Source organism: Stenotrophomonas sp. 22DLJC03 (genome assembly GCF_056861405.1).
Genome location: NZ_JBSPUG010000002.1, coordinates 201,971 through 214,630, shown reverse-complemented (window position 1 = coordinate 214,630; position 12,660 = coordinate 201,971). Strand labels below are relative to the sequence as shown.

The window sequence follows — 12,660 nt, the reverse complement described above, 5'->3', positions numbered from 1 at the left end:
GGGCATGGCCCGGCGCTATCGAAAGTCCGCCGGGGCCGGGTACCGACTCACTTCGATCAGATTGCCATCCGGGTCGCGGAAGTACACCGATTCGATCGGTCCCAGCGCGCCGGTGCGTGCAACCGGCCCCTCCTCCACCGCGACGGACTGCGCCTGCAGGTGGGCCAGCACATCGACTGACGCCGTACGCGTGACCAGGCACAGATCGGCACTGCCCCGGGTGGGTCGTAACGCATGCGGCTGCAGCGGGGCACTGGCCGGATGCAGATTGATCTTCTGCTGGCCGAACTGCAGCGCGGTACGGCCTGCGCCGAAGCGCACGACCTGCATGCCGAGCACGCGCTGGTAGAAATCACAGCTGCGGTCGATGTCTGCGACGGTGAGGACCAGATGGTCCAAGCGTTCGAGATGGATCATGCCCGCAGCGTAACGCTGCAGGCATGGACATGCTGTGCGGGGTTGGGCCGATGGCGTTGCGGCATTGTGCCGGACATCGCCTGATGCAACTCAATCGCCGATGCGGGCCTTCTGCCACGGGCCCAACATCGCGTTGAGCAGGCTGGCTTGTTCGTCGTCGCCGGTCAGCTCCCACATGAATACCCCGGCCAGGCCCTGCTCGCGGGCGAACTGCGCACGCAGGCCGATCGAGCGCGGGTCTTCATAGCTGATGAAGATCTTCTGCTCCGGGTTGTACAGCCAGGGGCTCTGCGCCTGCGGCTGCCAGTGCTTCGTCCAACCCGGCTGGTCGAGGAAACGCGCCTTGATCACCCGCCAGTCGCCAGCATCGGCCGGAGCACTGTAGGCCTGGTACAACCCGTCGGCAGCATCGCCGGTGACCTTGAAGCCGCGTCCGTAGAACGGCACGCCCAGCACCAGCTTGTCGGCCGGCACGCCGTGCTCGCGGTAGTACTGCACCGCGCCGGCCACGTTGTTCCAACGTCGCAGTTCCGGCGCCAGCGGGTCAGCCGACACCTCGTGCAGTGGCGCATTGAAGGTCGACACCGCCGAGAAGCCGGTGCCCATGTCGTAGCTCATCAGGTTGATGAAATCGAACACCCTGGCCAACGCCGGCAGGTCATAGCTCGCCGCGGGATCGTAGGGGCCATCGGTCTGCAGGCGACCGGCCGCCAACGCTGCAGTCAGCAGCATCGGCTGCCCCGCCTTGCGGCCGCGCGTGTCGAGTGCCGCGCGGAACGCCTGTGCGAGCTTGGTCAGGTTGGCGCGATCCTGCGGGCGGTGCGCCAGCTCCTTGGGCCCACCGCTGACCGGGAATTCCCAGTCGATGTCCACGCCATCGAAACTGCCAGCATGACGATCGAAGAACAGCGCCATGCACGAGTCGACCAGGCGCTTGCGGCTGGCCTCGGTCAGTGCTGCATCGGAAAACCCACCCGCGCCCCAGCCACCGATCGAAATCAGCGTGCGCAGGTGCGGATGCGCCTTTTTTAGTTCAGCCAGCGCGGCGAAGTTCTTCGGCGCTTCCGCACCAACCGTGCAGCGGCCGTCCTCGATGGTGGAGAACGCGTAGAACAGATGGGTCAGGCGCTCGGCGGGAATGCTCGACACCGGGTAGCGCTCGGCCGAACCACCTGGGTAGTAGGCACCGAAGATCGGCGGCTGCGCCGGCGCGGCGTGCGCGGCGATGGGCAAGGCACCGGCAATCAGCACGGCAAGGACGGCCACGGTCTGGCGGAACATGGGATCTCCCGGTTCAAAGGCGCAGCCACGTTAGCAAACCGATGGGGCTGTGGGACGGTTGTCGCGGCATGTCGTCCAGTGGACAGGCACACCCTGCCGAGTGACGACAACACGGTAGTCATGCAACGACCCTCATGCACTGCAGCAGGACACGCACCGACGCCGGCCCTCATGCATCGGCTAAGGTAGCTGCGGACCTTCAATCGCGCATGGACATGAGCACCGACCACGACACACTCGACGACGGCGACCTGCTGGACAACGAAATCCTCGACGAACGCCAGGCACTGGAGGCACGCGCCTACGCCCTCTTCCGCGAGGGCGACCTGCAGCAGGCGGTGGCGCTGTTCGGCGAGCTGATCGCGCTCGCTCCCGAAGTGCCGTACCTGCATTACATGCGCGGATTGGCGCACAAATACCTGCGCGACTGGGCTGCCTCACTGCAGGACAACCTGCAATCGGAACAGCTACGCGGCGAGTTCGATGAAGCCACCGCGTGGAATGCCGGCATCGCCGCCACCGGTGTCGGTGACTGGGCTGAAGCACGCCGCCAATGGGCCCGCTGTGGCATCACCCTTCCCGAGGTCAAAGGCCCGATCGAGGGCAACTTCGGCGTGGCCTGCGTGCGCTTGGCACCGTGGTCCGATGCCGAAGTGGTGTATATGAGCCGCATTGATCCGGTGCGTGCACGCATCGACAACGTACCCCTGCCCGAAAGCGGTTTCCGCTTCGGCGACATCGTGCTGCACGACGGCGCATCAACCGGCCATCGCACCTACGGGGAGCGCCAAGTGCCGGTGTTCAACGCGATGCAGCGCTTGCAGGCATCGGACATGGCGACCTTCACCGTGTTCGTGCAGTGTGATTCGGCCGATGACATCGCTGCCCTGGAGGCCATCACGCTGCCCGGCATCGGCATGGTCGAGGACTGGACGGCCACCGTGCGCCGACTGTGCCGCCGCTGCAGCTACGGCACGCCGCACCAGCATGGTGATGAGGCGCCAGATGAAGACCAATGGAGACGCGAACGTGACCTCGGCGTGGCCGCACAGGGCCGGGCTGCGGTGGAAAAGCTCATGGCGGTGTGGGTCGCTGCAGCCCCCGGCCGGGTGCTGGAGGCCATCGAACAGCGCGAGCACCCGATGAGCGACCCGAAGCCAGGCCAGGTCTGGTGGCTGGGGGAGGACGAAGAGGCCGAGTAGGGGCGAGCGCCGGGCCTTGTCGCACAAGGCCTTCAGAATTCTTCAGGCCGGCTTCCAGCACTTCAGACGCAGCGCAGGCTCAATCGGGCTCCCTTTCGATGGAGTCCGACGATGCGTTCGATCCTGTCTGTCCTCACCCTGCTCTACGCGGTCTGCACCCTGCCCTTCGCGGCCCGCGCCACACCCCCCGATCCGGCCCGTCTGCAGGCGCTGCAGCAGGCCATCGCCAGCGATGAACTGAAACAGATCCGCAGCGTGCTGCTGCAGGTCGATGGCAATGTGGTCTACGAGGGCTACTTCAACGGCGCCGACGCGCAGACCCTGCACGACGTACGATCGGCCAGCAAGGGCGTGACCGCGCTTCTGGTCGGTGCCGCCATTGGCGATGGCACCCTGCCCGGCGTGCAGGCCCGGGTGTACGACTACTTTCCGACCTTCACTGCCCGGCACGCGGTCGACCCCCGCCTGCGCGCCACCACCGTGCAGGACCTGCTGACCATGAGCAGCCTATGGGAGTGCGATGACGAGAACCCGTTCTCGGCCGGCCACGAGGAACGCATGTACGTGACCGAGAAGTGGCTGGACTTTGCACTGAGCTTGCCGGTGAAGGGCTTCGCGCCGTGGATGCAGCGGCCGCAGCACAGCCCGCACGGGCGCGCGTTCGCTTACTGCACCGCCAACCCGTTCGTACTGGGCGCGGTGCTTGAGCAGGCCAGTGGGCAGTCGTTGGCCGATTACGCTGCACGGGTGCTGGAGCGCCCGCTGGGCATCATCCACAGCCAGTGGAACCGTTCGCCGGAGGGTATCGGCATGGGCGGCGGCGGCACCCGCTACCGCACGCGTGATCTGGCCCGCTTCGGCCAGCTCGTGCTCGATGATGGCCGATGGCAGGGTCGCCAGCTGGTCCCCAAGGACTACATCGAGGCGATGGTGCAGGCGCAGGCAACCACTTCCGATGGCAGCGACTACGGCTACCAGTGGTGGGGCCTGAAGCTGGGCGTACAGGGTTCACCGCGCACGGTGTGGGCGATGTCCGGCAATGGCGGCAACTATGTGTTCGTGGTGCCGGAGCAACGCGTGGTCGTGGTGGTCACCAGCCAGGCGTTCAACCGCAGCTTCGCCCATCCACAGTCGCGACGGATCCTCACCGAGTTCCTGCTGCCGGCGCTGCACTGAGCGCGGCCAGGTCGTCCGGCCGCCAGCTGGCGGCCAGCACCCGCGCACGTTGCCGGGCGATGTCGGCATCCAGCCGCTGCAGCAGGGCCGGCCAGCCGGGCGCGCTGCGCAGTGGCACGAACAGAGGCGTGGCACGCAGCCACGCTACGTCGCAGAAACCGTCATCGACCGCCTGCTGCAGTGCAGCCACAGCGTCGCCTGCATGGCCCCGGGCCTGCAACAGCAGCGCCCGTTCCAGCGCCGCATCGGGCCAGCCGTCGCCGGCGCCTGCGTTGGCAGCGAGCTGCTGCAGGCGTTCGTCGATCCACGCGCCGTCTGCCGCCCCCACGCCGTGCAACAACGCCAGGGTCTGGCCCAGCGACTGCTGCGGCCGTAGCTGGCGACCACGCTCGAACGCGTCGGCGGCACCTGCGGCGTCGCCGGCAAGCAACGCTAGTTCGCCCTGCAGGCGCAGCAGTTGCGGATGCGGCGTGCCACGCGCCAGCGCCTCGTCCAGCGCCTGCCTGGCCTGCTGCGGCGCGCCGGCCAAGTACAGGCTGCGCGGCCAGGCGATGTTGGAAAAGACGTTGTCCGGGTACAGCTGGAAATTGCGCGCGTGGCGAAGCGCGGCCGCCCGGGTGAAGCCCAGCAGTTCCAGCTCGCGCGCGACCTGCACATCACGGAAGCGGATGCGCTCGGGGGCCTTCAAGGACAGGTTGGCCTGCAGCGCTGTGGCGAGCTGGCCGCGCTCCTGCTGCAGGTAGGCCAGCGATGCGCGACTGCGCTCGTCGCCGGGCTCGAGTTCGATGGCACGGCTGTAGCCGGTGATCGCCTGCCGCATATCGCCCAGACAGTCCTGCGCATACCCCCACAGGGCGTGCGCAGCAGCATCGCGAGGCGCGCGCTGGCGTTCCTGCTCGGCCAATGCCAGTGCTTCGCGCAACTGCTCGGGCGTGCCGTTGAACAGACAGCCCTGTGCAGCCAGCGCACGGGACAGGCCACGCCGGGCCAACACGGATTCCGGATCAGCCTGCAGGGCCTGCCGGTACAGAGTGATGGCCACGCGGTTGTTGTTGGCCTGGCCGATGCTCGCGTAGTAATCGGCACGCTGCAACAGCGACTGCCCCGCGCTCTGCGGCGTCGACCGAGGCAACAGCAACAGTGTGGCGGCCATGCCCAGCACCGCGACAGCCGCCACACCCCAACCGAGCCTGCGGGCGCGCGATGATCGCTTGGGCGACGAGCTGGCCGGCCGTGGCGGCGCGCACAGCTGGTAGCCGCGACCACGTACCGAGCGGATGTAGCGCGGACGCCGACTGTCATCGCCGAGGGCCTGGCGCAGCAGCTTCACCCGCTGGCTGACCGCAGCTTCGCCGACCACCGCAGGGGCCCAGACCTGCGCGGCCAGCGTGTCGAAATCCACAACGTCGGTGCCGTGCGCAAGAAGCACATCCAGCAGGGTCCAGCTGAGGCCGCTGACCGGCAGTGCTTCACCGTTGCGACTGACGCGCTGCGCCGGGCGATCGATTTCAAGGTCGAGCAGGCGCAGGGTGTCCATGGCCGAAGCATAGCGGCTGGAGCGCACGGGATGACAGGCAAAGAAAAAGCGGGCCGAAGCCCGCTTTTTCATTCCAGCGATGTCAGCGGTGGTGTGTCAACCAAGGTTGACACCTACCGTGATCAGCCGTTGGCCGATTATTCGGCGCTGGCGGCGTCGCCTTCTTCAACGGCCTTCATCGACAGGCGGATACGGCCCTGCTTGTCCACTTCCAGCACCTTGACCTTGACCACATCGCCTTCCTTCAGCACGTCGCCGACCTTCTCGACGCGGTCGCTGGAGATCTGCGACACGTGCACCAGGCCATCCTTGCCCGGCAGGATGGTGACGAACGCACCGAAGTCCATGATCTTTGCGACCTTGCCTTCGTAGATGCGGCCCGGCTCGACGTCCGAGGTGATCTGCTCGATGCGGGCCTTGGCGGCCTGCGCAGCGATGGCATTGACCGAAGCGATGACGATGGTGCCGTCATCCTGGATGTCGATCTGGGTGCCGGTTTCCTTGGTGATGGCCTGGATGGTCGAACCACCCTTGCCGATCACTTCGCGGATCTTGTCCGGGTGGATCTTGATGGTCAGCAGGCGCGGCGCGTAGTCCGACAGCTCTTCACGCGGAGCGGTCAGGCCGTGGGCCATTTCGCCCAGGATGTGCAGACGGCCAGCCTTGGCCTGCTGCAGAGCCTGCTTCATGATCTCTTCGGTGATGCCTTCGATCTTGATGTCCATCTGCAGGGCAGAGATGCCCTCGGCGGTACCGGCCACCTTGAAGTCCATGTCGCCCAGGTGATCTTCGTCACCCAGGATGTCGGACAGGACGACGAAGCGATCGCCTTCCTTGACCAGGCCCATGGCGATACCGGCCACCGGCGCCTTCACCGGCACGCCGGCGTCCATCAGAGCCAGCGACGAACCGCAGACCGAGGCCATCGACGAAGAACCGTTCGACTCGGTGATTTCCGAGACAACGCGGATGGTGTACGGGAACGACTCCAGCGACGGCATCACTGCCAGCACGCCGCGCTTGGCCAGACGGCCGTGACCGATCTCGCGACGCTTCGGGCCCATCATGCGGCCGGTCTCACCCACCGAGTACGGGGGGAAGTTGTAGTGGAACAGGAAGTTTTCCTTGTACTCACCAGAGACGGCATCGATGACCTGGCCATCACGGGCGGTGCCCAGGGTGATGGTCACGATGGCCTGGGTCTCACCACGGGTGAACAGCGAGGAACCGTGGGTACGCGGCAGCACGCTGGTCTTCACCGCGATCGGCCGGACGGTGTCCAGCGCACGGCCGTCGATGCGGACCTTGGTGTCCAGCACCGAGTTGCGCATGGTGCTGTATTCCAGCTCACCGAATTCCTTCGACAGTTCGGCCGGGTTCCAGCCTTCGGCGGCAACGCGGCCGGCCAGCGACTCGACCACGTCCTTCTTGATCGCCGAGATGGCGTCACGGCGCTGCAGCTTGTCACGCACCTGGAAGGCTTCGCCCAGGCGCGGGCCGACCGCTTCCTGCACGGCGCTGATCAGCGCGGTGTTCTTGGCCGGGGCTTCCCAGGTCGACGGCTTGGTGCCGGCTTCGACGGTCAGCTCGTTGATGGCGTTGATGACCTTCTGCATTTCGCGGTGACCGAAGGTCACGGCGCCCAGCATCACGTCTTCGGACAGCAGCGCGGCTTCGGATTCCACCATCAGCACGGCGTTGGCGGTACCGGCAACAACCAGCTCCAGCTGCGAATCCTTCAGCTCGGACACGGTCGGGTTGAGGATGTACTCACCGTCCTTGTAACCGACCTTGGCGGCAGCGATCGGGCCCTTGAACGGGGTGCCGGCCAGCGACAGCGCGGCCGAAGCACCGATCAGTGCCGGGATGTCACCGTCGATCTCCGGATTCAGCGACATCACCGTGGCGATGATCTGGACTTCGTTCTTGTAATCTTCCGGGAACAGCGGACGGATCGGACGATCGATCAGGCGCGAGATCAGGGTTTCCTTCTCGGTCGCGCGGCCTTCACGCTTGAAGAAGCCACCCGGGATGCGGCCACCGGCGTAGAACTTCTCCTGATAGTCGCAGGTCAGCGGGAAGAAGTCCTGGCCCTCACGCGCGCTCTTGGCGGCAACGGCGGAGACCAGCAGCACGGTGTCGTCGAACTTGACGATGACGGCGCCACCGGCCTGGCGGGCGATTTCGCCAGTCTCAAGCGTGACGGTGTGCTTGCCGTACTGGAAGGTTTTGGTGATTTTTGCCACGGATGGATGTCCTTGGGGATGCTGTCTGCGAATTGGACCGTCGGCGACCCTTGCCGCCAGCGGGTGACCGGATCGTTCCGGCCTGAATCGGGGATTGCGGTGCTACAAAACAAAACCGCGGCGCATCGCTGCGCCGCGGGGGATTCGTTGCTTAGCGACGCAGGCCAAGCTTCTCGATCAGGGCCTTGTAACGCTCGACGTCCTTCTTCTTCAGGTAGTCGAGCAGGCTGCGACGGCGGTTGACCATCTGCAGCAGGCCGCGGCGGCTGTGGTGGTCCTTCTTGTGGGTCTTGAAGTGGCCGGTCAGCAGTTCGATGCGGGCGGTCAGCAGTGCAACCTGGACTTCCGGGGAGCCGGTGTCAGCCGAGCTGCGCTTGTTGTCTTCAATGACCTTCTGGGTGTCGATCGACATTTCTTTTTTCTCAGTGATGCGTGGCCGGCAGGAACGCGCTTCGCGCACCGCCAGGCTCGCCGTGGACTACGAGGATGAAACCTGCGCAAGGCAGGCTGCCGGAAAACGGCCGCGAAATTGTAACGGCCAGGGGGCTCCGGGACAAGGTCCGGGGCTGAACCGGCCTGCCCGGGTCAGAGGTTGAAACGACGCTGCGGCGCCAGCAGCCCGCTGTCATCGACCTGGCCCAGTCCCTGGACAACAGCGTCCGGACCAAACACGGCAACCAGTCCCCGCGGCCAGGACGGATCGCGCTGGCGTTGGCCGACACAGAAGCGGTGGACCTGGTCGACATCCAGCTCAACCCGTGGGTATTCAGCCAGGCCGGCAGCCAGCGGCAGCAGCAGCGCGTCCATGCCGGCCTCGTCGCCCGCCTCGACCATCGCCCGCAGCTGGTCCAGGGTGACCATGGCCGGCTGATGGAAGGGCTCAACCCAGAGCCGGCGCAGCGCACTGATGTGGGCACCGCAGCCCAGGCTTTCACCGAGGTCACGGGCCAGGCTGCGGATGTAGGTGCCCGAGCCACAGGTCACGCGCAGGCGCAACCGCTCCGGCTGCTGCTCCAGCACCTCGATGGCGTGCACCTGGACCTCGCGCTCGGGTGCCTCGATGGCATCCCCGCGGCGGGCCTTCACATACAGCGGTTCACCCCCCTGCTTCAGCGCCGAATAGATCGGGGCACGCTGGCGGATGCTGCCGGTCAGCGCTGCAAGCGCGGCCTGCAGCGCCTCGGCGCTGATCTGCGGCACCGGCCGCTGCAGCAGCACCAGGCCCTCGGCATCGTCGGTGTCGGTGGTCTGGCCAAGCACGATCTCGGCGTCATAGGCCTTGGCCGAGCCCAGCAGCAGGCCGGCAATCTTGGTCGCCTCGCCGAAGCACAGCGGCAGCAGGCCGGTGGCCAACGGATCCAGGCTGCCAGTGTGGCCGCCCTTCTCGGCACGGAACAGGCGGCGTGCCACCTGCAGGGCGGCGTTGGAGCTCATGCCGGCGGACTTGTCGAGCAGCAGGATGCCATCCAGGCGGCGGAACTGAATTCGGGTCATAACAGGTACGGGTAGCGCCGGGCCATGCCCGGCGAGCGCGCAGCGCGGTCTGCATCAGACATCGCGCGGCCGGAATGCAACAACGCCGGGCATGCCCGGCGTCGCGCGGTTATTCGTCGTCGCCTTCGCGACGCTTCTCCGCGGCCAGCGTATCGGGCAGGTCGCGCAGGATGTTGTCGATATGCTCACCGCGATCGACCGAGTCGTCGTAGTGGAAATGCAGCTCAGGCACGTGGCGCAGCTTCATCGCCCGGGCCAGGTCCATGCGCAGGCGATAGCCCAGCTCCTTCAGGCCGGCGACGGCTTCGGCCGAACGCTCGGGCATCAGTGCGGTGACGAACACCTTGGCATGGGCCATGTCGCGGGTGATTTCCACGTCGGACACGCTCACCGAGGGCAACCCATGCTCGCGCACGGCGTTGTGCACCAGGGTGCCGAGTTCACGGCGCAGCTGGGCGGAGACACGGTCGGTTCGGTGGAAAGTCTTGGGCACGAGGGACTCTTGGTTCAGTTGTCGCCCGACCAACGGTCGGGCGCTACATCTACATGGTACCCGACCGTTGGTCGGGTTCTACATCATGGCAGGGCCCGACCGTTGGTCGGGCCACTGCACAGCATTACAGGGTGCGCGGCACTTCGATACGCTCGAAGCACTCGATCTGGTCACCCGGCTTGACGTCGTTGTAGGCCTTCACCGCGATACCGCATTCGGTACCGTTGCGGACTTCCTCGACGTTTTCCTTGAAGCGACGCAGCGATTCCAGCTCGCCTTCGAAGATCACCACGCTGTCACGCAGGACGCGGATCGGCTTGTTGCGCTTGACCACACCCTCGATGACCATGCTGCCGGCCACGGCGCCCAGCTTGGAGCTGCGGAACACGTCGCGGACCTCGGCGATACCGATGATCTCTTCGCGGATCTCCACGCCCAGCAGACCGGAGGCCACCTGCTTCACCTGATCGATCACGTCATAGATGATCGAGAAGTAACGCAGATCCACGCCGTTGGATTCGATGATGCGGCGGGCCGAAGCATCCGCACGCACATTGAAGCCGATGACGGTGGCCTTCGAAGCGGCCGCCGAATTGGCGTCCGACTCGGTGATGCCGCCCACGCCGGAGTGGATCACGTTGATGCGGATGTCTTCGTTGGACAGCGCGACCAGTGCCTGGCTCAGCGCCTGCACCGAACCCTGCACGTCGGCCTTGATGACCAGGTTGAGGACCTGCTGGCCCTCGCCCTTGCCCAGGGTCGCCATGATGTCTTCCATGCGGCTGCCAGCGGTGGCGACCAGGCGCGATTCACGGCGCTTGGTTTCACGCTGCTGGGCGACGTCCTTGGCCAGGCGCTCGTCGTCGACGACGACGAAGTCGTCACCGGCTTCCGGCACGCCGGACAGGCCCAGGACCTGTACCGGGATGGACGGTCCGGCAAACTCCGGCTGCTTGCCGGTTTCGTCGAACAGTGCACGCACGCGGCCGTACTGGATGCCGCACACCAGGTAGTCGCCCTTCTTCAGGCGGCCCTGCTGCACCAGCACCGTCGCGACCGGGCCGCGGCCCTTGTCCAGCGAGGATTCGATGACAACACCATTGGCGCGACCTTCGTCGACAGCCTTCAGTTCCAGCAGCTCGGCCTGTACCGACACCGCGTCCAGCAGGTCGTCGATGCCCAGGCCGGTCTTGGCCGAGATCTCCACCATCTGGATGTCACCACCGAAGTCTTCGGCCACGACCTGCTCGGAGAGCAGTTCGTTCTTGACCCGCATCGGGTCGGCGCCGGACTTGTCGATCTTGTTGATGGCCACGATCAGCGGCACACCCGCCGAACGGGCGTGCTGGATCGCTTCCTTGGTCTGCGGCATGACGCCGTCGTCGGCTGCAACCACCAGCACCACGATGTCGGTCAGCTTGGCACCGCGGGCACGCATCGAGGTGAACGCGGCGTGGCCCGGGGTGTCCAGGAAGCTGATGACGCCCTTCGGCGTATCGACGTGGTAGGCACCGATGTGCTGGGTGATGCCGCCGGCTTCGCCAGTGGCGACCTTGGTACGGCGGATGTAATCCAGCAGCGAGGTCTTGCCGTGGTCGACGTGGCCCATGATGGTGACCACCGGCGGACGCTGCACGGCTTCGCCCTGGTTCTCGCCAGCGGAGGCCAGCAGTGCGTCTTCGGCATCGTTGTCGTTGGCACGAATGGCCTTGTGGCCCAGCTCTTCGGTGACCAGCGCGGCGGTGTCATGGTCGATGGACTGGGTGATGGTGGCCATCACGCCCATCTTGAACAGCGCCTTGACCACCTCGCCGCCCTTCAGCGCGAGCTTCTGCGCCAGGTCGGCCACGGTGATGGTCTCGCCGATCGCCACTTCACGCACCACCGGTGCGGTCGGACGCTCGAAGCCGTGCGGACCGGCGTTGTTGCCACCGCGCGACATGTCACGACGGCCACCGGCCTGGTTCCGGCTACCCGGACGACCACGGTTGTTGCTGTTGTTGCTGTTGCCACGACGCGCACGGTCGGCCGCCGACAGATGCATCTGGCCGGCGAAGCGGTCGCCCGGGCCGCGCTCATTGCGCGGCGCGCTGCGGTTGTTGCGATCGTCGCTGCGCGGCGGCGCACCACGCGGCGCGGCCGGGGCTGCAGCGGGCGCACGCGGCGGGCGCGGCGCAGTTTCATCGATGGGTGCACGCACCTTGGGCTGGCTGGCAGCGAGCGCTTCGGCCGCCTTGGCGGCAACCGCAGCTTCCTCGGCCGCCTTCTTCTCGGCCTCGGCACGTTCCTTGGCCGCGACTTCTTCCTCGCGGGCGCGGACGATGGCCTCGTCACGCAGGCGGTCCTTCTCGGCCAGCGCCTGCTGCTCGGCAAGGTTGCGCGCACGCGACTCTTCCAGCTTGCGCAGGATGTCGGCGCGCTCTTCGTCCGGGGTCATCGCGCGACCACCATCAGCCTTGACGTAGGTACGCTTCTGGCGCACCTCGACGTTCACGGTCGTCTTGCTGCGACCGGAATTGACCGTCACTTCCTGCTGCTTCCGACGGTTGAGCGTGATCTTCTTTGCAGACTGATCAGTCTCTTCCGGGGCCTGCTCGGGCTTGCCGTGCGAACGACGGAGGAAGCCCAGAAGCTTCACTTTTTCAGAACTGGTCACGACCTGGTCGGGACCGCTGAACTTCATGCCGGCACCGGCCAGCTGTTCCAGCAGTTTTTCGACCGGCGTGTTGACCAGTTCGGCAAGCTTGCGGATGGTGGTTTGCTGCGACATTCGGATCCTATGATCTTGTGGGCGCCCCCCCGCATCTGGAGGTG

At 66.2% G+C, this 12,660-nt stretch carries 10 protein-coding genes; 2 read left to right on the top strand and 8 right to left on the bottom strand.

Annotated elements, in window-relative coordinates; translation table 11 throughout:
- Window positions 1-15 precede the first annotated feature (15 nt).
- Together AC13GA_RS06830 and AC13GA_RS06825 are read right to left on the bottom strand one after the other, a co-directional pair.
- Window positions 16-417, bottom strand: coding sequence for a VOC family protein (locus AC13GA_RS06830; RefSeq protein WP_482997752.1), 402 nt, complete (start codon window positions 415-417; stop codon window positions 16-18).
- A 90-nt stretch (window positions 418-507) separates the two neighbouring features.
- Window positions 508-1,698: a glycoside hydrolase family 18 protein gene (locus AC13GA_RS06825; RefSeq protein ID WP_428709611.1), complete on the bottom strand. Its 1,191-nt coding sequence runs from the start codon at window positions 1,696-1,698 to the stop codon at window positions 508-510.
- A 215-nt stretch (window positions 1,699-1,913) separates the two neighbouring features.
- On the opposite strand from AC13GA_RS06825, the gene AC13GA_RS06820 reads away from it, so the two are divergent.
- Both AC13GA_RS06820 and AC13GA_RS06815 read left to right on the top strand, forming a co-directional pair.
- The gene (locus tag AC13GA_RS06820; RefSeq protein WP_337302882.1) at window positions 1,914-2,900 is read left to right on the top strand and encodes a tetratricopeptide repeat protein; all 987 of its coding nucleotides are present in this window, start codon (window positions 1,914-1,916) and stop codon (window positions 2,898-2,900) included.
- A 111-nt stretch (window positions 2,901-3,011) separates the two neighbouring features.
- Window positions 3,012-4,076 (top strand): serine hydrolase domain-containing protein, encoded by a 1,065-nt coding sequence (locus tag AC13GA_RS06815; protein ID WP_482997751.1) that lies wholly within the window; start codon window positions 3,012-3,014, stop codon window positions 4,074-4,076.
- Here the strand turns inward: AC13GA_RS06815 and AC13GA_RS06810 are convergent.
- The 6 genes from AC13GA_RS06810 to infB all read right to left on the bottom strand — a co-directional run bounded on the left by AC13GA_RS06810 (window position 4,045) and on the right by infB (window position 12,616).
- A complete protein-coding gene (locus AC13GA_RS06810; protein ID WP_482997750.1) occupies window positions 4,045-5,613 on the bottom strand; it encodes a winged helix-turn-helix domain-containing protein in 1,569 nt (522 codons plus the stop codon). The genes AC13GA_RS06815 and AC13GA_RS06810 overlap by 32 nt on opposite strands.
- A gap of 137 nt (window positions 5,614-5,750) precedes the next feature.
- A complete protein-coding gene (gene pnp / locus AC13GA_RS06805) occupies window positions 5,751-7,859 on the bottom strand; it encodes a polyribonucleotide nucleotidyltransferase (RefSeq protein WP_295382082.1) in 2,109 nt (702 codons plus the stop codon).
- Window positions 7,860-8,010: 151 nt separating this feature from the next.
- A complete protein-coding gene (gene rpsO, locus AC13GA_RS06800; protein WP_005410445.1) occupies window positions 8,011-8,271 on the bottom strand; it encodes a 30S ribosomal protein S15 in 261 nt (86 codons plus the stop codon).
- Between the two features lie 173 nt (window positions 8,272-8,444).
- Window positions 8,445-9,353: a tRNA pseudouridine(55) synthase TruB gene (truB, locus tag AC13GA_RS06795; RefSeq protein ID WP_447782140.1), complete on the bottom strand. Its 909-nt coding sequence runs from the start codon at window positions 9,351-9,353 to the stop codon at window positions 8,445-8,447.
- Window positions 9,354-9,462: 109 nt separating this feature from the next.
- The gene (gene rbfA / locus AC13GA_RS06790) at window positions 9,463-9,846 is read right to left on the bottom strand and encodes a 30S ribosome-binding factor RbfA (RefSeq protein ID WP_012511702.1); all 384 of its coding nucleotides are present in this window, start codon (window positions 9,844-9,846) and stop codon (window positions 9,463-9,465) included.
- 124 nt (window positions 9,847-9,970) lie between these two features.
- Window positions 9,971-12,616, bottom strand: a complete 2,646-nt coding sequence (gene infB / locus AC13GA_RS06785) for a translation initiation factor IF-2 (protein WP_046983970.1) — start codon at window positions 12,614-12,616, stop codon at window positions 9,971-9,973.
- Window positions 12,617-12,660: the final 44 nt, after the last annotated feature.